17 protein-coding genes are annotated in these 19022 nt (G+C 55.8%); 5 read left to right on the top strand and 12 right to left on the bottom strand.

The genetic code is table 11. The annotated features are described in order from the left end of the window. Nucleotides 1–123 precede the first annotated feature (123 nt). Nucleotides 124–786, bottom strand: a complete 663-nt coding sequence (gene ytfE / locus L977_RS02320) for an iron-sulfur cluster repair protein YtfE (protein WP_045134413.1) — start codon at nucleotides 784–786, stop codon at nucleotides 124–126. Nucleotides 787–1031: 245 nt separating this feature from the next. Between ytfE and L977_RS02315 the strand changes: the two genes are divergently transcribed. Beyond that, nucleotides 1032–2681: a methyl-accepting chemotaxis protein gene (locus L977_RS02315; RefSeq protein WP_047624578.1), complete on the top strand. Its 1650-nt coding sequence runs from the start codon at nucleotides 1032–1034 to the stop codon at nucleotides 2679–2681. An 87-nt stretch (nucleotides 2682–2768) separates the two neighbouring features. On the opposite strand, the gene L977_RS02310 is transcribed toward L977_RS02315, so the two are convergent. The 3 genes from L977_RS02310 to L977_RS02300 all read right to left on the bottom strand — a co-directional run bounded on the left by L977_RS02310 (nucleotide 2769) and on the right by L977_RS02300 (nucleotide 5563). Then, the gene (locus tag L977_RS02310; RefSeq protein WP_014882250.1) at nucleotides 2769–3734 is read right to left on the bottom strand and encodes a DMT family transporter; all 966 of its coding nucleotides are present in this window, start codon (nucleotides 3732–3734) and stop codon (nucleotides 2769–2771) included. Nucleotides 3735–3809: 75 nt separating this feature from the next. Further along, complete coding sequence (locus tag L977_RS02305) at nucleotides 3810–4634, bottom strand: AraC family transcriptional regulator (RefSeq protein ID WP_047624576.1); 825 nt, start codon at nucleotides 4632–4634, stop codon at nucleotides 3810–3812. Between the two features lie 80 nt (nucleotides 4635–4714). Continuing rightward, nucleotides 4715–5563, bottom strand: a complete 849-nt coding sequence (locus tag L977_RS02300; protein ID WP_047624574.1) for an SDR family oxidoreductase — start codon at nucleotides 5561–5563, stop codon at nucleotides 4715–4717. Nucleotides 5564–5647: 84 nt separating this feature from the next. Here L977_RS02300 and L977_RS02295 point away from each other — a divergent pair, with 84 nt between their 5' ends. After that, the gene (locus L977_RS02295) at nucleotides 5648–6034 is read left to right on the top strand and encodes a winged helix-turn-helix transcriptional regulator (protein ID WP_023331869.1); all 387 of its coding nucleotides are present in this window, start codon (nucleotides 5648–5650) and stop codon (nucleotides 6032–6034) included. 77 nt (nucleotides 6035–6111) lie between these two features. Here the strand turns inward: L977_RS02295 and L977_RS02290 are convergent, their stop codons facing one another. Continuing rightward, a complete protein-coding gene (locus L977_RS02290) occupies nucleotides 6112–8061 on the bottom strand; it encodes a bifunctional 2',3'-cyclic-nucleotide 2'-phosphodiesterase/3'-nucleotidase (protein WP_023338943.1) in 1950 nt (649 codons plus the stop codon). Between the two features lie 190 nt (nucleotides 8062–8251). Between L977_RS02290 and cysQ the strand changes: the two genes are divergently transcribed. Continuing rightward, nucleotides 8252–8992 (top strand): 3'(2'),5'-bisphosphate nucleotidase CysQ, encoded by a 741-nt coding sequence (cysQ, locus tag L977_RS02285; RefSeq protein ID WP_047624573.1) that lies wholly within the window; start codon nucleotides 8252–8254, stop codon nucleotides 8990–8992. Here cysQ and L977_RS02280 read toward each other — a convergent pair. Next, nucleotides 8986–9543: a YtfJ family protein gene (locus tag L977_RS02280; protein ID WP_014882256.1), complete on the bottom strand. Its 558-nt coding sequence runs from the start codon at nucleotides 9541–9543 to the stop codon at nucleotides 8986–8988. The two genes, cysQ and L977_RS02280, sit on opposite strands and share 7 nt — an antisense overlap. Before the next feature lie 324 nt (nucleotides 9544–9867). On the opposite strand from L977_RS02280, the gene L977_RS02275 reads away from it, so the two are divergent. Further along, the gene (locus tag L977_RS02275; RefSeq protein ID WP_003856054.1) at nucleotides 9868–10074 is read left to right on the top strand and encodes a DUF1107 domain-containing protein; all 207 of its coding nucleotides are present in this window, start codon (nucleotides 9868–9870) and stop codon (nucleotides 10072–10074) included. A gap of 63 nt (nucleotides 10075–10137) precedes the next feature. Here the strand turns inward: L977_RS02275 and L977_RS02270 are convergent, their stop codons facing one another. The 6 genes from L977_RS02270 to L977_RS02245 form a co-directional block, all read right to left on the bottom strand. Then, nucleotides 10138–11475: a hemolysin family protein gene (locus tag L977_RS02270; RefSeq protein ID WP_023338945.1), complete on the bottom strand. Its 1338-nt coding sequence runs from the start codon at nucleotides 11473–11475 to the stop codon at nucleotides 10138–10140. 195 nt (nucleotides 11476–11670) lie between these two features. Further along, the gene (locus L977_RS02265; RefSeq protein ID WP_014882258.1) at nucleotides 11671–13218 is read right to left on the bottom strand and encodes an MFS transporter; all 1548 of its coding nucleotides are present in this window, start codon (nucleotides 13216–13218) and stop codon (nucleotides 11671–11673) included. Between the two features lie 79 nt (nucleotides 13219–13297). After that, nucleotides 13298–14317 (bottom strand): Gfo/Idh/MocA family protein, encoded by a 1020-nt coding sequence (locus L977_RS02260; protein ID WP_023331871.1) that lies wholly within the window; start codon nucleotides 14315–14317, stop codon nucleotides 13298–13300. Between the two features lie 12 nt (nucleotides 14318–14329). After that, the gene (locus L977_RS02255; RefSeq protein ID WP_047343858.1) at nucleotides 14330–15397 is read right to left on the bottom strand and encodes a Gfo/Idh/MocA family protein; all 1068 of its coding nucleotides are present in this window, start codon (nucleotides 15395–15397) and stop codon (nucleotides 14330–14332) included. Continuing rightward, complete coding sequence (locus tag L977_RS02250; RefSeq protein WP_047624568.1) at nucleotides 15394–16578, bottom strand: Gfo/Idh/MocA family protein; 1185 nt, start codon at nucleotides 16576–16578, stop codon at nucleotides 15394–15396. The genes L977_RS02255 and L977_RS02250 overlap by 4 nt, the downstream gene beginning before the upstream one ends. A 15-nt stretch (nucleotides 16579–16593) precedes the next feature. After that, on the bottom strand, nucleotides 16594–17745 hold the full coding sequence (locus L977_RS02245) for a Gfo/Idh/MocA family protein (protein WP_047624567.1): 1152 nt from the start codon (nucleotides 17743–17745) through the stop codon (nucleotides 16594–16596). 193 nt (nucleotides 17746–17938) lie between these two features. Here L977_RS02245 and L977_RS02240 point away from each other — a divergent pair, with 193 nt between their 5' ends. After that, nucleotides 17939–18997, top strand: a complete 1059-nt coding sequence (locus tag L977_RS02240; protein ID WP_047624565.1) for a LacI family DNA-binding transcriptional regulator — start codon at nucleotides 17939–17941, stop codon at nucleotides 18995–18997. The last annotated feature ends 25 nt before the right edge of the window (nucleotides 18998–19022 follow it).

Raw genomic sequence — 19022 nt, 5'->3', positions numbered from 1 at the left:
CACGGGATCGGTCAACCGATCCTTAACTGATCGGCATTACAACTTCAGTTGCCGTTTTTAGTTTTGCACCCTCTCCCTGTGGGAGAGGGCCGGGGTGAGGGCATCAGGCCGCAGCGGCTTTTTTTATTCCCCAGCTAATGCCCGCGGGAACAACACGTTGTTCTCAAGACTGATGTGTTCCATCAGGTCATCGATCATCTCGTTAATGCCGTTGTACATCGCTTTCCAGGTGGTGCACGCCTCTGGCGGCGGTGTGACGTTGTGGGTGGTGTGTTTGATCACTTCCAGCAGTTCGCCCGCATCATCATGCTCGCTTTCCATCACGCTAATCGGACCCATTGCCTGGCTGCCCATTCCCTGTTTAATCATCGGGAAGAGGATCTGTTCTTCTTTCATCATGTGGCTGGAAAGCTCTTCGTGCAGCATGGTCAGATATTTCGCCAGACCGCGGGGTACGGAAGGTTTGTCAGCATGTACGCGCTCGACTTTGGTCGCCTGCAGGATCAGCTCCGGCAGTTGCTCCCGGTGGCGATCGTGGTAACGCACAATGATGTGGTCGATGATTTCTGCGAGCGGGGCGGTACGCCAGTCTTTATCAACAGGCTGTTCGGCCAGTTGCGCCAGCTCTGCTTCAATCACCTCCACATCCAGCTCCTTACGTGAGGCCGCTCGCGCGAGGGTTTGCTTACCGCCGCAGCAGTAATCCATATCGTATTTACGGAACAGCGCAGAAGCGCGAGGGATGGAGAGCGCCAGCTCGCCGAGGGGTTGGTCGCGAAAGGCCATAGCAGTTACCTCGTCATCAAGAATATAAGATGCATATTAAATGCATCTTTAAGGCGACGCTATAACCCTTTAGAGGGAAGGGTAAAAGTGAGACGTAAGTCACAAAAAAATTATCCGGGTTAACGCCCTGAATGGACTCAGGAAAGTGGTTTAGAAAGTTTTTAAAGGTGGAGAAACAGTAAACAACCCGCCTTGCCTGCCGATATATCCACGTCAGACAAACCTGCATATAACAAAGGCAACGTATGTTTAAACGTATAAAAGTTATTACTCTTCTTATTTCGGTGCTGCTTGTACTCGGCATCATGCAAGTGATTTCCGCGGGGATCTTTATCAACGCGCTGAACAACGATAAAGACAATTTCACCGTGTCGCAGCTCTCCAGCAAGAATGTGGCGGAGTTTACCGATGCGTGGATCAGCCTGAACCAGGCGCGCGTGACGCTGAACCGTGGGATGCTGCGTCTGCAAAGCAGCATGGCTTCGCAGATTAACGGTGGTCAGCTCAATGAGCTGGTCAACACCGCGAAAAATCTGCTGGCTGATGCGCAGGTCCATTACGATAAATACTATGCCCTGCCGAATACGCCGGGCCTGGACGAGAATCTGGCGAAGCGACTGGAGGAGCAATACCGTATTTACTCCTCAACGTTGACGCAAATGAACGTGCTGCTGGGCCAGGGCAATCTGGAAGACATGTTCAAGCAGAACGCTGAGCAAAAACAGACTGCGATGCAGGCGGTTTATCGCGAGTGGCGCGAAGCACAGGCAACGCTTACCGATAAAGGCATCCAGGACAATGAAAGCGACTACAAACGCATTCTGTGGATCCTCTCTGCTGTAATGCTGTTGGTCATTGTGGTGATTATTTCCAGCTGGATCGCCATGCGTCGCGTGCTGCTGCTGCCTCTGGAAGAGGTGATCAACCATATTCGCGCCATTGCGGCAGGGGACTTAACCCAGCCGATTCAGGCTGACGGTAAGAACGAAATGGCGATCCTGGCGCGCAACGTGCAGGAGATGCAGACCTCGCTGGCGAATACCGTTGGCGTGGTGCGTGAAGGTGCCGACACCATCTACACCGGAGCCGGTGAAATTTCTGCCGGGAGTAACGACCTTTCTTCCCGTACTGAGCAACAGGCGGCTTCCCTGGAAGAAACGGCAGCCAGCATGGAACAGCTGACGGCCACCGTGAAGCAGAATGCCGATAACGCCCGTCAGGCTTCCCGTCTGGCACTGGATGCCTCCTCAACGGCGAAGAAGGGCGGGAACGTGGTGGAAGGTGTCGTGCGCACGATGGACGAAATCGCCACCAGTTCCAGTAAAATTGCGCAAATTACCAACGTAATCGACGGTATTGCTTTCCAGACCAACATTCTGGCGTTGAACGCGGCGGTAGAGGCTGCGCGTGCAGGTGAACAGGGCCGTGGCTTTGCGGTGGTCGCAGGGGAAGTACGTACCCTCGCCCAGCGCAGTGCTCAGGCGGCGAAAGAGATCAAAGCGCTGATCGACGATTCCGGCGAGCGCGTGAACGCCGGCTCGCAGCTGGTTAACGAAGCCGGGGCGACGATGGCGGAGATCGTCAATGCGGTCACCCGCGTGACGGACATTATGGGCGAGATCGCCTCAGCCTCTGACGAGCAGAGCCGCGGTATCGACCAGGTGGGCCAGGCGGTGGCTGAAATGGATCGCGTGACCCAGCAGAACGCCTCGCTGGTCGAGGAATCTGCGGCCGCGGCGGCCGCGCTGGAAGATCAGGCTGCACGCCTGAATGACGCGGTGGCGGTGTTTAGAATTACCCGTAATCAGGCGGTCAAAGCCGCGCCGGTGAAAACCTACGTGCCGAAAGCGCAGCCCGCAGCGAGCGTGCCTGAAGCGAACTGGGAAACGTTTTAACCTGGTGCCGGGTGGCGCTGACGCTTACCCGGCCTACAAAATCGCTCCGTGTAGGCCGGGTAAGGCGTAGCCGCCACCCGGCGAAAATCACACTTCTGATGCTGACACAACCCTCGGTTTTTCCGGCTTCGCTCTCACCGCCATCACCACCCCAACGACCAGCAACACAATCCCACAGGCCGTTAATACAGGCGGTACGCTCTGGCGCATCAGGAAGGTATAAAGCAGCCCGGCCAGGGTTTCGAAAACAATCAGCGGCCCCAGGATCACCGTTGGCAGTTTCTGGCTGGCAATGTTCCAGCACAGCGCGCCCACCCAGGAACACAGCACCGCAATCGCCACCATCAGGGCAACAAATACCCACGGTCTGGGTCCGAAGGGTTGGGCGAAATCGGGCTGTTGATGGCCTAACCAGAGGCACGCCCCAACATATCCCAGCAGTGAAACGGGCAATGTGACCAAGGCCTGAGCCGTCGCCCACATCATCGGATGCTTGTCCGGGTTCTCACGCAGCCAGCGCGCATTGCGCAGGGCATACCATGCCCAACACGCCACGGAAACGAACGCCAGCAGAATGCCGGAGCCGTAACGCCACAGATCAAAGTCCTCCAGCCCATGACGCAGCTCGGCAATATTGACGCATATCAGCCCTACGGCGGTACACAACAGCGCAGGCACCATTTTTGGCCACGCCAGTTTGCCATCGCGGTGGCTATAGAGCAGGTTAGCAAAGATGGGGATGACAACCGGCAGTGTGCCGATAATCATGGTCGAGACCGGGGCCCCGGTGCGTTGAATGGCACTCGCCAGGCAAACGTAATAGATGAGGTTGCCCATCATGGTCAGCGCCAGCGCGGTGCGCCAGTCCTGACGGCTAAGCTGACGCAGGCGCGCGCGTCCCAGCCATGCCAGAGGTAAGGCTATCAGCCCCAGCGCCAGATAACGTCCGGTCGACTGCAGTATTGCCGGGTATTCGGGCACGATCAGCGGGCCAACAAAAATCAGCCCCCACATCATCCCTGCCAGCAGGGCATACAACACGCCACTAATCATTTTTCCATCCCTATTGCTTCACGTTGCGCTCAGTGTAGGAGGGGCAAATGCGCGCGTATTGTATGAGATTGCGCATTAGCGCCGGGTGACCTGCTTCTGGTAGCGCACGGGCGTAATGCCGTAGCGGCGGGTAAATGCCCGGGTCAAATGTGACTGGTCGGTCAGCCCGGTCGCCGCAGCGACCTCAGCTGCGGGCATGCCATGGGTGAGGAACGCTTTGGCGCGCCACAGGCGGATAGCCATCAGCATCTGGTGCGGCGTAACGTGGAAATGGGCTTTGAACTGGCGCTGAAAATGATACGGACTGAGCGAAACGACGTTGGCCAGCTCATCCAGCGTCAGGGAGTGCATATAGTTGTCATGCAGATACTCGCGCACACGTTCGAAGCGGTGCGCACCTTCCTGAACCACCGGCGCGTGATGGGCCAGGGGCTGAAAGGTCTCAATCAGATCCAGCAATAATCCTTTTTGCGCCAGCGGATCGTCCGTATGCCACAGGCCATAGATGAGCCTGCCGATTTGCTGCGAGCGCTGGGGGTCAAAACGGGTCACCTCGCTGAACCACCAGTGCCGGAGGCCGGTTACCTCTTCCAGCAGGTCAGGTTCGATGTAAACCATCCGGTAGCGCCAGCCGCCTTCGGTGGCGGATTCCCCGGTGTGGATCTCGTCCGGGTTCATGGTAACGACGGATTTCTCCGGCGCGAGGTGCTGGGTACCGCGATAGTGAAAACGTTCGGCACCGGTTTCAATCGTGCCGATCCCGAAGGCTTCATGGGTGTGAGGCTCAAAGGCGTAGCGGGATATATGCGCGTGATAGAGTTCGATGCCCGGCACCTGCGCCAGATGGCGAAAGCGCGCGCTGTCTCTCTCATCAATGAACTGTTCCGGTACGCCTTGCACGTTGAGCCTCCTCGTGGTCATCGCTTCATTATCAGAGATGACCCGAGGGGATGCCACAAAAAATAACCAATCTGTAACAATTACAGAATGGCTTTAATGCTCTCCGCCAGCGGTGTGGTCGGGCGGCCGATCAGTGTGCTCAGGGTATGGCTGTCGTCAAACAGGCCGCCTTTGGATGCACCCACGTCGGAGTCCGCGAGCATATCCGCCAGCCCCGCAGGGAGACCCACCCCCTTCAGCGCGACGGCAAAATCGGCTTCGCTGAGATTCTGATAGGTCACCGGCTTCCCGCTCTGTTTGCTGAGTTCAGCCGCCAGCTCGCTCAGCGTCCAGCCGTGGTCGCCAGCCAGTTCATATACCTTGCCAGCATGACCCTCTTCAGCGATCACTTTGGCTGCGGCGGCGGCGTAGTCTGCACGGGTTGCAGAGGCAATTTTGCCTTCGCCTGCCGCACCTATAAACACGCCATGCTCAATCGCCGGTGGCGCGCTTGCCAGATAGTTTTCGGTATACCAGCCATTGCGCAGCAGGGCATAAGGAATGCCGGACGCCGCCAGCGCTTTCTCCGTCTCGACGTGTTCAACGTGCAGGCCCAGCGGGGAGCGATCCGCATGCAGCAGGCTGGTGTAGGCGATGAATTTCACGCCAGCGGCTTTGGCTGCGTTAATGACGTTCTGATGTTGGGTTGCACGCTGGCCGACTTCGCTGGAGGAGATCAGCAGCAGCTTATCCACGCCGCTCAGCGCGGCGGTGAAGGCGGCTTCGTTCGTGTAATCCGCCTGACGAACTACAATTCCCTGCTGGCTTAAGGCGTCGGCTTTCGCCGGGTTACGGACAATGGCGACAATCTCGTTTGCCGGAACCGTTTTCAGCAGTTCTTCAATAACGTATTGGCCAAGCTGGCCGGTAGCGCCGGTAATCGCAATCATGATGAATCTCCTTCGTGTTTGTCTGGTGTTATGGCACACTAGCACCATAGCTAACTTTTAGTAAGTACGTACAAAAAGGTAAGTATGAAAACAACGATACCGACACTCAGCGAACAAATGCGCGATGGCAACCTCTTTGCGGAACAGTGTCCTTCCCGGGAGGTGCTCAAACACGTTACCAGCCGCTGGGGCGTGCTGATTCTGCTGGCCCTGCGTCAGGGAACGCATCGCTTCAGCGATCTGCGCCGCAAAATGGGCGGGGTAAGCGAAAAGATGCTGTCCCAGTCGCTTCAGGCGCTGGAGCAGGACGGGTTTGTCGATCGCGTGTCATATCCGGTTGTGCCGCCGCACGTAGAGTATAGCCTGACGCCGATGGGGATTGAGGTCAGTGAGAAAGTGGCTGCGCTGGCGGACTGGATTGAGGTGAATACGCCGAAGGTGATGGCGAATCGGGACGATCGGGCGGCGTGACATGCCGGGTGGCGGCTTCGCCTTACCCGGCCTACCCGATCTCGTAGGTCGGGTAAGCGAAGCGCCACCCGACACAATCACCGCGACTTGCTTAGGTCTACCTGATAAATCGCGAAGCCAATATCATCGGTCGCCACCTTCTTCATCGGATACTGCGCCTTATCCTTAATGAACGCGGCGGCCTTATCGGACGGTGATGTTTCAAAGCGGATATCCAGTTTCGTATCGCTGTGGATCGGTGCCAGGCGCCAGTTGTTATCCACGGCCGGATGAATTTCGCCCGCCTTCTTCGACTCAGCACTGATCCACGCCGCCAGTACCGAGCGGTTTTCGTCCGGTGAAGCAAAGGCGATGTGGTTATCTCCCGTACCGGCAAACTTACCGCCATAGGCGCGGTAGTTATTGGTTACCACCAGGAAGGTGGCATTCGGATCGATCGCCTTACCGTTGAAGGTCAGGTTTTTGATGCGCTCGGCCTGCGGGTTAATGGCCTGGCACTCGCCGTCATATTTCGCGGGTTGGGTAACGTCAATCTGATAATTCACGCCATCGATCACGTCAAAGTTATAGGTTCGGAAGCCATCCCAGTTAATCAGTGACTGCGGTTTACTGCTCTTCGGATCGATCTGGTTAAACTGTCCGGCAGAGCACTCCAGCCATTCCTTCACTTCTTTACCCGTCGCTTTCACCACCACCAGCGTGTTCGGATAGAGATAGAGATCGGCGGCGTTACGGAACGTCAGCTGGCCTTTCTCAACTTCGACATAGCTTGCCGGGTCGTTCTTACGCCCGCCAACTTTGAATGGCGCAGCGGCAGACAGCACCGGCAGTTTTGCCAGATCCGGATCGCCCTGAACAAAATGTTCGGCATAGGCCTTCTGCGCCATGTTGACGACCTGAACGGTTGGGTCATCCTGCACCAGCGCCAGGAAGCTATACATATTATCGGCGGATTGGCCGATCGGCTTGCTGACGAATTCGCGGGTGGCGTCGTGATCGTGCTTCAGCACGTCGACCAGTTTTTTATCTTCAGCGGCCAGTGATTTTTTAGCCGCAGCGTCGTAAATCGGACGCGCCTCTGCTTTTGACTGAGTGACCTTCCAGCTGCCGCCGTCGTTATTGAGTACCAGATCCACCACCCCAAGGTGGTCGCCCCACATGCCCGGCATCACCGATGGCACGCCATTGAGCGTCCCTTTCTCGATGTCTGCGCCCTTAATGCTGGCAAAGTCCTTACCCGGGAAGACCGCGTGGGCGTGGCCGAACAGGATCGCATCGACGCCCGGGACTTCACTCAGATAATAAACGGAGTTTTCCGCCATGGCCTGATACGGGTCGGCGGAGAGTCCCGAGTGCGCAACCACCACCACCAGATCGGCCCCTTTTTCGCGCATTTCCGGCACGTATTTGCGCGCAGTTTCGGTAATATCGTTAACGGTCACTTTACCGTCGAGGTTGGCTTTATCCCAGGTCATGATTTGCGGCGGCACGAAGCCGATATAGCCGATTTTAAGCGTCTGTTTTTTACCGTCCTGATCGACAACCTCGGTCTCTTTAATCAAATAGGGGGTAAAGAGCGGCTTCTGGGTCTTAACGTCGATGATGTTGGCGTTAACGTAGGGGAATTTTGCGCCAGCCAGCGCATCGTGCAGGTACTTCAGGCCGTAGTTAAATTCGTGGTTGCCCAGGTTGCCGACGGCATAATCCAGCGTATTCATCGCCTTATAAACGGGATGGATCTCGCCTTTCTTTAGCCCCTTCGCGGCCATGTAATCCCCGAGTGGACTACCCTGAATAAGATCGCCGTTGTCCACCAGCACGCTATTTTTCACTTCACCGCGCGCGGCATCGATCAAACTTGCCGTGCGGACCAGACCGAATTTTTCGGTAGGGGTATCTTTGTAGTAATCGAAGTCCATTATGTTGCTGTGCAGATCGGTCGTTTCCAGAATACGCAGATCTACCGTCGCCGCCTGCACGCTCGCTGCAATCAGCGTCGCCAGAAGCGTTGCACTAAACTTAATCATCAGAGGAGTCCTTTTTTCGATCCATGCCACAAAAGAGTATGTATCTATAGCGTGTTGCTTACAGAAATGTGAATCCTGACAGAAAAAAGCGTACTGAAACCGGAATTGCTTCACAGATAGCGGAATTGTTCACATTACGATATAACTAAAACAATGAGTTAACCTCACTGCGTTAACAAAGAGGTGGAGAATGCTAGATAAAATTTGTCAACTCGCACGGGATGCGGGGGATGCCATCATGCAAGTGTATGACGGTGCAAAACCGATGGAGGTCGTCAGTAAAGCGGACGACTCCCCGGTCACGGCGGCGGATATCGCTGCGCATAAGGTCATTATGAACGGTTTACAGGCGCTGACGCCGGACATCCCCGTTCTGTCTGAAGAAGCGCCGCAGAGCTGGGATGAACGCCAGCACTGGCAGCGCTACTGGCTGGTCGATCCGCTGGACGGTACCAAAGAGTTCATCAAGCGCAACGGGGAGTTCACCGTCAATATCGCCCTGATTGAAAAGGGAAAGGCGGTGCTCGGCGTGGTTTACGCCCCGGTGATGAAGGTGATGTACAGCGCGGCGGAAGGTAAAGCCTGGAAGGAGGAGTGCGGCGTTCGTAAGCAGATCCAGGTGCGCGATGCGCGCCCACCGCTGGTGGTGATTAGCCGCTCGCACAGCGACAGTGAACTGCAGGAGTACCTGCAGCTGCTGGGGGAACACCAGACGACGTCGATTGGTTCATCGCTGAAATTCTGCCTGGTGGCGGAAGGACAGGCGCAGCTTTATCCGCGCTTTGGGCCGACTAACGTCTGGGATACGGCGGCAGGGCACGCGGTTGCAGCGGCCGCCGGGGCGCATGTTCATGACTGGCAGGGCAAGCCGCTGGACTATACCCCGCGTGAATCCTTCCTCAACCCCGGCTTCCGCGTCTCGATTTATTGAGCCAACAGCTTGTGCAGCAGGGCGACGACCTGCTGCACCTCTTCCTGGGTCAACGCGCCGTCTTTCACCCACTGGACGCGACCTTCCTTATCCAGCACGATAATCGCGGAACTCTCTTCCTCCAGCTGCCAGGCCTTACGGGTGACTCCGTTGCTGTCGACGATAAACTGCGACCACGGATAGAGCTTCTTATTACTCTCAAGGCTTGAACGCACAAACATCCCGGAGCCGGGAATCGCGTCATCGGTGTTCACAATCGTGGTGGTCTGGTAGCGATCGTGCGGGAATTTTGCGGCCTTGATCGCTTCCACCAGGTTGGCATTTTTCTCTTTTGCAGATGTACGACCGGCAATATGTTGTACAACTCTCACTTTGCCTGCGAGCTGCGCGCTATTCCAGGCTTTATAGCTAAACTTATCATTGTCGAGAATCAATTCTCCCCGGTCAGCAATGCCGACTGGCGGGACACGTTGTCCTTTTTCAATGTTGTGAGCGCAAGCCCACAGGGGCAGCAGCAGACAAGCTGCTGCAAGGATGTTACGTAGGGTCATGGCGTTTCCTTATTGTTTGCAGGTGATCCGACCACTTGGTCTTACGCTTTTAATCATAAGTGCGATCAATGTGGTTTTCCCGCAATCCCAATGCCAGTTTGCGGGTGAACGCACATATCCATGAAAAAACGACGGCTTATACTGCTCTCAGTCACGCTTTGCAAAGATTATTCTGAATAATTGTAATCAAACGGTAAATAAACTTATGCACACTGGGTAACACCGTAGTTCTGGTCTATAGTCATTGGGCATCAAAATTTGCGCTCAGGACAGTCGGGCCGATTGTGGCACCGCAAGAGCGTATGATTCGCAGGAGATACAAGAATGAAAATTTTCCAACGCTACAACCCGCTTCAAGTGGCGAAGTACGTGAAGATCCTGTTCCGTGGACGGTTGTACATCAAGGATGTTGGCGCTTTTGAATTTGATAAGGGCAAGATCCTTATCCCAAAAGTGAAGGACAAACAGCACCTGTCTGTGATGTCCGAAGTCAACCGTCAGGTTATGCGTCTGCAAACTGAGATGGCTTAACCAACGTGCTATGCAGTAGTTAAAAAGACGGCTCCCAATGGGAGCCGTTGATGTATATGGGTCTTACGCCGACACCTTCTCTTCTGCGTCAGGCATCCGCGGCACCAGCACGGTCGGTTTGTTGTCGATGCGCGTCACCAGCAGCTGGTCGATGCGGTAGTTATCAATGTCCACCACCTCAAACTTGTAGCCGGAGAACTTCACCGAATCGGTACGTTTCGGGATTTTGCGCAGCATAAACATCATAAAGCCGCCGATGGTTTCGTAATTACCGGACTGCGGGAACTCGTCAATGTCCAGCACGCGCATGACGTCTTCAATCGGTGTACCGCCATCAATCAGCCACGAGTTATCGTCACGCTGAACAATCTGCTCCTCCAGCCCCTGGCCCACCAGGTCGCCCATCAGCGTGGTCATCACGTCGTTCAGCGTAATGATCCCCACCACCAGCGCGTATTCGTTCATGATGACGGCGAAGTCTTCCCCGGCGGTTTTGAAACTTTCCAGCGCTTCCGAGAGCGTCAGGGTGTCTGGCACGATCAGGGTGTTGCGGATCTGCACGCCGCTGTTGAGCGCCAGGCTCTGGTTTGCCAGCACGCGGTTGAGCAGGTCTTTGGAGTCGACGTAACCGATGATGTGGTCGATATCTTCATTACAGACCAGGAACTTAGAGTGCGGATGCTGTGCCACTTTGTTCTTCAGGCTCTGCTCATCCTCATGCAAATCGAACCAGATAATGCTTTCACGGCCCGTCATGGAAGAGGGCACGGTACGGGATTCCAGTTCGAATACGTTCTCAATGAGTTCGTGTTCCTGCTTACGCAGCACCCCGGCCAGCGCGCCAGCTTCCACCACCGCATAGATGTCGTCAGAGGTGATGTCGTCTTTACGCACCATGGGCAGCTTGAAGATGCGGAAAATCACGTTTGCCAGGCCGTTGAAGAACCATACCAGCGGACGGAACACGAACAGGCAGAAGCGCATCGGGTTGATGATACGCAAAGCCACAGCTTCTGGCGCAATCATACCGATGCGTTTCGGGGTCAGGTCAGCGAAGAGGATGAACATGCCGGTAACCAGCGTGAAGGAGAGAATAAAGCTCAACTGCTCGGCCAGTTCGGCGGACATGTACTGCACAAACAGGCTGTAAAACGCCGGCGAAAACGCTGCATCGCCCACGATACCGCCGAGAATAGCGACCGCATTCAGGCCAATCTGCACCACGGTGAAGAAGGTGCCGGGGTTCTCCTGCATTTTGAGAATGCGGGAGGCGTTGATGTTGCCTTCATCAGCAAGCAGCTTCAGTTTGATTTTACGGGAGGCGGCCAGCGAAATCTCCGATATCGAGAAAAATGCACTGACGGCAATCAGACAAAGTATTACTAAAATACTGTTTAACATAGTTTATCCGGCTTCTCGCCAGATCCTCAGAAGGGGAATTGATACCATTTGTGTGAAAACACGTAGAACGTCAGCCCGTAGCGTTGAGCTGATTATTTCAGCGGGTAGTATAGCGTAAAGAGATGTAAATCTGCCAGAGGTCACATTTTGACATAAAAACAGACCGAACAGTGGAGTGCTGCCCGGTCTGCGCGGTTATTTCACGGGAGATAAATGGGCGCTTCCCACCGTCTGTCGTGTGGCGTCGCCTCCCCACACCTGGTCATACTCGTATCCGGTTAACTGCTTGATGATCACCCGAGTTCTGGCGTCGCAGTCGCGGTAATCTCCGCCCAGTTTCCGCCGGGCAATCTCCTTGAGAAGCAACTTATGCGTCTCGCGGGTGAGCTTAAACTTGTAGGTAGTGAAGAAACTCACCGCCAGAAGCGCCGCGGTGGCAAAAATCATCAGGCCGATAATGGCCCCCAGCGCGCTTTCCGGTTGTGCGCCACTGCCTTTCACGAAACCGGACTCCTGCAGCACCAGACCAATAATCATGATGGCAATAGCCACGGTACTTTTGCGGGTCAGGACCATCACACCGGCAAAAATCCCTTCGCGGCGCTGCTGCGTCACCATCTCGTCGATATCCGGAATGAAGCTGTAGATATTCCACGGAATGTAGTAAAGGCCGGAACGGGCGGCACCCAGCAAGATAAAGACCGCCGAGAACAGCAGCGTCGGCACCTGCGTTTCGGTAAGGTAGACCGTAAACAGGAATACCAGCACGCAGAAAATACAGCCGTAGGAGAGGCGGAGCGCGGCGGAAGGAGTCACATTCAGCCGGTTCAGCAACAGCATAAACCCGTACGTGCCCGGCACCGAGGCGAAGGCCGCAATGCTCAGCCAGCCAGATACCGCCGCCGCATCCTGGCTCAGGCAATACACGACATAATAGGTAAAGACCGAACCGAATACGTCCATCGCCGTAAACGAAAAGATATAAATAATGATATGCAGCCGGAACGCGCGAATGCGGAATGAAGAAAAGAGATCCAGAACCAGATATTTCAGGTGATTGAGTATCCCGCTGCTGCGCTGGTTATCCACTTTAAAATCGGACTCTTGCTGCACATCTTTGGCTTCCCAGGTGGTGTACCAGGTAATAAATACCGCAATGCAAAATACGCAGGAAAATATCAGCCCGGTAAGGGTATAGGTAAACGGATTATCTTTACCCGTGAACTGCATAATGACGCCGGGGACGGAAACCGCAAGAAACCCCCCGAGCTGAGAGCAGATCATGCGCACGCCGGAAAGGCGGCTACGCTCTTCATAGCGGTTTGTCATTTCCGCTGCCAGCGTTTCCCACGGAACCAGCACCATCGCCGACAGCAGTTCAATCGAGAGATAGGTGCCCAGATAGTACCAGTAGCCCATGTCCGTCATCCACAGCAGGGCATACAAAAACATAAGCGGTGAGCTGAGTAATAAAAAGAAGCGGCGGCGGCCAAATTTACGTCCGAGCCAGGTATCACCGAAATTATCGGTGACGTATCCCATAATGGGGCTGAGGAGTGCGTCAATAACGCGGGCAATGGCGAATATTGAACCCGCTTCAATCACTGAGAGTCCGCAATAGGTGGTGTAAAAAAAGAGCAGCCAGGTGCCGATAATGGCAAAAGCGCCCCCGCCAAACAGATCGGTTACGCCGTAGCCAAGCGCTACGCCGTAACCAACTCTACGTTCAGTTGGTTTGACCATAATAATATCCAGTGTAGGGTAATGATTAACCTGTGTTTCAGGTCGTTTTTTTATTTACTGCTGGACGACACATTACGTTCTAATTATTGATATCTATCCATTTTCTTAATTGAGATGAGCGATAAAGGGCCTCCACAAGGGTGAGTGATTTCCCGGCAGCATGGATATCGGTGTAGTCCGTTTCCGGGTGATGAATGGCATGATAAAAACGGCGGATCGCCTGCTGGTGTCCCAGCCCCCAGTAGCTTTTGACCGAGCCGTCAGGAGAATCATCGGTTGCCAGCTTGCGACGTTCGCCCGGGGTAATGCGCCAGAGCACATTGTCATTGAGCAGCAGCGAACCCCGTTCGCAATGGATCTCAAGCCAGAGGGGGGAATCCGTGGTATTGCAGTTGCTGGCATAAAACAGGCCACGCGCGCCGTTAGCAAAGTGCAGCGTCGCCATTGCGCTGTCCTCCCCTTCGGTTACGTCCGCCAGCTCACCGCTCTCCACCACGCCTTTCAGGCGCGTGACCCCGCCAGCGAACCACTGCATCAGGTCGAGGGTATGGATCGCCTGGTTGATCAGCAGACTGCCGCCTTCCGTTGCCAGCCGTCCACGCCACGGACTTTCGGTGTAATAGGCGCCCGAGCGCGACCACGTCAGCACCGCTTTCATGCCGAGCATCTTCCCCAGCCCGCCCTCGCTTAACTCCTGTCGGATGCGCAGGCTGGTGGGATTGAGCCGGTTCTGATAGCAAACGCCGAGCAGGCCCGGCGCCTGCTCGACTGCCTGGACGATATCGCCGAATTCACTGCTGTTCATCCCCACCGGTTTTTCGCAGAACACATGCTTCCCGGCGGCGAGCGCCGCCAGAATCATACGTTTATGCTCGAAATGCGGCGTACAGATATGGACCACGTCGATGGCATCATCCAGCAGCATTTCCTGGTAATCCTGATAAAAACGGCACTGATAGGCCATCGCCAGCGTCAGTCCTTTAACGCTGTCGATATCCACCAGCGCGCGCAGCGCGACGTTGGGGATCTGGCGTAATGCATTCACATGGCAGCGGTGAATCGCGCCGGCACCGATAACCGCTGTGTTCAGGATCGTCATCGTTGCCTCCCGTTATGCCGTCGCGTTGGCCAGCATCTGAGCCTTTACGCAAAGCTCCGCCGCCTTGAAGGCGTGCGCCTGCGTCATGGCGTTTTCGGTCCGGTGCAGGCAGTCGAGGATCAGTTCACCAAAGAACGGGAACCCGACCTGCCCGGCGACGGGATAACGGAATTCTCCCTCCTTGTTCACCAGGTAAACCACATCCTGCTCGCCGCGGGTTAAATCGACATATTTGCGGATTTCGATATAGCCTTCGGTGCCGAGCAGGGTCAGACGACCGTCGCCCCACGTTGAAAGCCCGTCCGGCGTAAACCAGTCGCAGCGGAAATAGCCGCTGGCACCGTTTTCCCCTTTCAGCATCGCGTCGCCGAAATCTTCGAAGGCGGGATACTGCGGGTGTTTAACGTTGCGAACCTGGCTTGCCACCACCGAGGCATCGCTGTTGCCGGTATAAAAAAGGAACTGCTCAATCTGGTGGCTGCCGATATCGCAGAGAATGCCGCCGAAGTAACGACGATCGTAGAACCACTCCGGACGACCGGTCCCTTCCCGGTGTGGACCGGTTCCCAGGGTTTGCACGACGCGGCCAATCGCGCCCTGCTGCACCAGCTGTCCGGCAAAGACCGCGCTCTCTACGTGCAGACGCTCGCTGTAATACACCGCGTATTTCTTCCCGGTTTGCGCCACCATTGCTTTGGCATCTGCCAGCTGTTCAAGGGTGGTGAGCGGCGCTTTATCCGTGAAATAGTCCTTACCTGCGGCCATCGCTTTCAGCCCCAGCGCACAGCGCTCGGACGGGATGGCGGCACCCGCCACCAGGCGCACCTCGTCGTCGTTGAGTATCACGTCCAGCGACGCCGCCACGTTGGCCTGCGGATATTGCTGGATGAATTTATCCACTTTCGCCGGGTCGGGGTCGTACACCCATTTCAGCGTGGCACCGGCTTCAATCAGGCCGTTGCACATGCCGTAAATATGACCGTGGTCGAGTGCGGCAGCGGCAAAAACAAATTCACCTTCCCGGACAACCGGCTGCGGTTTACCTACCGGGGCGTAGTTCATTCCGTCTTTCTTGTTCATGATGACATTCCTCGATCCAGATCTTTTCCCAGGGGGATGGCACCGACTTCGCTGAAGTTGGCCACGCTTGCGGACTTCTCATAAAAACGGGGGGCGAGGGCGTTCGTCCCGCCGGTACGGTAAAACGGGTCATCGCGCTGAATCGGCAGCGGGACGACGGTGCGGGTAATGGCTGATTTATAAATTGCGGTAATCAGTTCGAGGGAACGCTTGCCCTGCAGGCCATCCACTAACGGTGCCGTGCCGTGCTCAATGGCATAAAGCAGGTCGTTAATCTGCCCGTTGTGTAGCGTCCATTCGAGTTTGCGGGTGTCGTGAAAAACCGCGTTGAGTTGCGCTTCTCGCGGCAGATCGTGGCTTTCCTGTGGGAAGCCGTTATCGGCGCTGACGCTGGCAAAGGCCTGCCACGGCGCGGAGATACGCGCTTTATCGCCCTGAATGATGATTTTCTGATCTTCCCCGTGGTGCACCACCGAGGCGGTAAGCTGCGTGAGCGCGCCGTTCGGGTATTTGAAGATCGCGGCGCTGAGGTCTTCCACCTCGGCATTGTCGTGCGCCACGTTGGTCATCATTGCCACGACCTCCGACGGGAAGCCGAGCATCCACTGGATGGCGTCGATATGATGTACCGCGTGGTTAAGCGTGCAGCCACCTCCCTCTTTTTCCCAGGTGCCACGCCACCACAGGTCGTAATAGCAGTGTCCGCGCCACCAGAACGAATCCACCTGCGCATGGCAGATTTTTCCCGCGAGGCCGGAATCCAGTGCGGCTTTTAAGCGCCAGAAAGCTTCGGTAAAGCGGTTCTGAGCGATAATGGAGAGCGTCTTACCGCTGGCCTGCTGTGCGGCGATCATTGCGTCGCACTCTTCCAGCGAGGCGGCCATCGGTTTTTCGCACAGCACATGGCACCCCGTGCGCAGGGCATCAATGCTGATTTCCGCGTGAACGTAGGGCGGCGTACAGACATCGACGATGTCCACATCGGGCTCTGACGCCAGCATCTGCTGGTGGCTTGCGTACACGCGGGCATCCGTCAGGCCGTAGCGTGCTTTTTTCTCGTGGGCTTTTTCCGGGTAGATATCGACCAGCGCGACGATCCGGCAACGCTGACCAAACTGCAAATAGCCCTGAATATGGTTATGCGAGATATTCCCTGTTCCCACGATAGCAACATTTAACATCGTGTTTCTCCGCTGTTACCAGGTGCCAGAGGCGTCCAGCGTGATGCTGGCGGTCTCTTTAGCCACTGAGGTGCTAATACGCTGCTGAAGCAGGCGCAGATACTGTTTCTCGTTGAGCGGCAGGTCGACCCAATCGTCTGTCCAGGTGGAGAGGTGCATGGCGTTGGAAAGCGTAAGCCCGCGGATCCCTTCCAGACCCGGCGCAATCAGCGGCTCGCCGCGCAAAATGGCGGCAGAGAAATTGGCGGTAATAACGTGATGTTCGCTGCATTCCGGGGCGACGGGGATGGAGACCTCCCAGCATTCGGGTTCACCAAAACCGTTTTGCCAGCGGGCATTGAAGGCGGTTTCGGATTCACGTAACCGCCAGTAGCGCAGTTTCCCCTCTTCGACGACCACCTTGCCGCGGTCGCCAACGATTTCCAGGCGGTTGGTCCCCGGTGTTTCCGCGACGGTAGTGATAAACACGCCCGTCGCGCCATTGGCGTACTCCGCATAGGCGGTGACCTCGTCTTCCACTTCGATATCGCGATGTTTGCCGAACTGGCAAAACGCGCGCAGACGGACCGGCATTCCGACCAGCCACTGCCAGAGATCGAGCTGATGCGGATCCTGGTTGAGCAAGACGCCGCCACCTTCCCCTTTCCAGGTGGCGCGCCAGCCGCCGGAGTTGTAGTAGCTCTGCGAGCGATACCAGTTGGTGATGATCCAGTTGGAGCGGCGGATCTCGCCCAGCTCGCCGCTGTCGATAAGGTCTTTTACCTTCTGATAAAGCGGGTTCGGGCGCTGGTTGTACATGATGCCAAACACCACGTCGCACTCCCGGGCGCAGGCGTTCATCTCCTGCACCTGCGCCGTGTATACCCCCGCCGGTTTTTCACACAGGGTGTGAATGCCGTTGCGCATCGCCAGCATCGACAGGCGCGGATGCTCGTAGTGCGGCGTCGCGACAATCACCGCGTCGATAAGCCCGCTCTGGATCATCTCCTGGGCATCACTGAACACGGGGAGATTGCCGACCAGCTGGCGAATGGCCGGGTGCTTTTCCGGTGCATTATCGCAAACCGCCGTCAGGCACGCGTCGCTGACCGTACCCGCCAGTAAATAGCGCGCGTGGACCGTGCCGATATTACCTATTCCAATAATGCCAAAACGTACCTTATCCATGTCACACCTTAATTTCTGTTGAAAAGAAGTGATGACCGGAAAATAGGAAAGGCGAGCCGCAGCGACAATGTGTTTTTGTGAGAATACTCGCAAGGTGATTAAGTAATCTCCAGGCTTTCTGAAATTTGGTTTTAAAATCAAAAGGCTGTTTCTGCAAATATTTGCAAAAACTGAATGAGAGCGAGGTCACACTATGCCAGGCAGGTTAAAAATGGAGGAGATTGCGGCCCTGACGGGCTATTCCGTCAGTACGGTATCTCGGGTATTAAGCGGCAAATCGTATACCAGCGATAAAGCCCGGGAGGCGATCGTTCGTACTGCCAGAGAATTAGGCGTACTGGAGTCCATGGCGAGCGGCAGACTGTTAATTAACGGTATCGCTGTTTTTGCGCCAGAAAGAACCTTTCAGGGACGCGGCGATATTTTTTATCTGGAAGTCACAAAAGGGATTACTGAAGCCTGCGCGCGGCACAATGTGTGGGTGAGCTGCTGTGGATTAGAAGAACAGCACGCCGACGTGAAATTATTTATGGAAAAGGCCAGTCAGAAGAATATTAATGCGATAATTATTATTGGGACTGATGATTCCACCATATTTAAACTGGCGAGCACGTTAAATAAGCCCTGCGTGTTAATTAATTCCGTTGATCGGGATCGGGAGCTGGATGCCGTGTCACCCGATCACCGGGCGATTGGGTTTACCGCCATGCAGTATCTTTTTGAGCAGGGACATCGGCGTGTGCTCACGCTCACCTGCCTGCGGCGAGAAACGCTTTACGCGCGTCTGGACGGCATTAAAGAGGCGTACCGCCATTTTCACGTGGGCTTCGATCCCCAGCGTGATTTGCTCGTGACGGAGTGGTTTACCGCTGAAGAGGCTGAGCGGGCTTTGGATGAGTGGCTGATGAGCCATGATAGATTGCAGTGGCCGGAGGTGATTTTCCCGAACAGCACCAGCATGGTGGAAGGGGTAGTCAGGGCGTTAACCCGACACGGGCTGCGCGTTCCGGAAGATATTTCACTGATAACGACCGATTTTGCATGGAACCTGGCGCACCGTCTGGAAAAACCGGTCACGGGCGTGACGGTGCCCTGTCGGGAGCTGGGGATTGAAGCCGTTCACCTGCTGCAAACGCGGCTTAACCGACCGCAGGCGCCGGTCTTTAACCTGCTGTTGCAGGGAAAAGTGATGGATTACGGCTCGGTCTGTAATGCAACGCGCCACGCGGCTCGCGTGGCGCTGGAACGGTGATCAGGCCAGTTGAGGCGGCAGGCAG

Origin of the sequence: Enterobacter sp. ZOR0014 (assembly GCF_000798855.1) — a bacterium.
GTDB classification, from domain to species: Bacteria; Pseudomonadota; Gammaproteobacteria; order Enterobacterales; family Enterobacteriaceae; genus Enterobacter; species Enterobacter kobei.
The sequence above is the reverse complement of the archived record's forward strand: the minus strand, read 5'-3'. Positions and strand labels throughout refer to the sequence as shown.

What these genes read in the sequence shown, in the direction of transcription:
- L977_RS02240 (WP_047624565.1), top strand. Translation starts at nt 17,939, where the DNA reads ATGCCAGGCAGGTTAAAAATGGAGGAGATTGCGGCCCTGACGGGCTAT.
- cysQ (WP_047624573.1), top strand. Translation starts at nt 8,252, where the DNA reads ATGCTAGATAAAATTTGTCAACTCGCACGGGATGCGGGGGATGCCATC.
- L977_RS02300 (WP_047624574.1), bottom strand. Translation starts at nt 5,563, where the DNA reads ATGATTGCGATTACCGGCGCTACCGGCCAGCTTGGCCAATACGTTATT.
- L977_RS02255 (WP_047343858.1), bottom strand. Translation starts at nt 15,397, where the DNA reads ATGAACAAGAAAGACGGAATGAACTACGCCCCGGTAGGTAAACCGCAG.
- L977_RS02295 (WP_023331869.1), top strand. Translation starts at nt 5,648, where the DNA reads ATGAAAACAACGATACCGACACTCAGCGAACAAATGCGCGATGGCAAC.
- L977_RS02250 (WP_047624568.1), bottom strand. Translation starts at nt 16,578, where the DNA reads ATGTTAAATGTTGCTATCGTGGGAACAGGGAATATCTCGCATAACCAT.
- L977_RS02275 (WP_003856054.1), top strand. Translation starts at nt 9,868, where the DNA reads ATGAAAATTTTCCAACGCTACAACCCGCTTCAAGTGGCGAAGTACGTG.
- L977_RS02260 (WP_023331871.1), bottom strand. Translation starts at nt 14,317, where the DNA reads ATGACGATCCTGAACACAGCGGTTATCGGTGCCGGCGCGATTCACCGC.
- L977_RS02290 (WP_023338943.1), bottom strand. Translation starts at nt 8,061, where the DNA reads ATGATTAAGTTTAGTGCAACGCTTCTGGCGACGCTGATTGCAGCGAGC.
- L977_RS02280 (WP_014882256.1), bottom strand. Translation starts at nt 9,543, where the DNA reads ATGACCCTACGTAACATCCTTGCAGCAGCTTGTCTGCTGCTGCCCCTG.
- L977_RS02315 (WP_047624578.1), top strand. Translation starts at nt 1,032, where the DNA reads ATGTTTAAACGTATAAAAGTTATTACTCTTCTTATTTCGGTGCTGCTT.
- L977_RS02245 (WP_047624567.1), bottom strand. Translation starts at nt 17,745, where the DNA reads ATGGATAAGGTACGTTTTGGCATTATTGGAATAGGTAATATCGGCACG.
- ytfE (WP_045134413.1), bottom strand. Translation starts at nt 786, where the DNA reads ATGGCCTTTCGCGACCAACCCCTCGGCGAGCTGGCGCTCTCCATCCCT.
- L977_RS02265 (WP_014882258.1), bottom strand. Translation starts at nt 13,218, where the DNA reads ATGGTCAAACCAACTGAACGTAGAGTTGGTTACGGCGTAGCGCTTGGC.
- L977_RS02270 (WP_023338945.1), bottom strand. Translation starts at nt 11,475, where the DNA reads ATGTTAAACAGTATTTTAGTAATACTTTGTCTGATTGCCGTCAGTGCA.
- L977_RS02310 (WP_014882250.1), bottom strand. Translation starts at nt 3,734, where the DNA reads ATGATTAGTGGCGTGTTGTATGCCCTGCTGGCAGGGATGATGTGGGGG.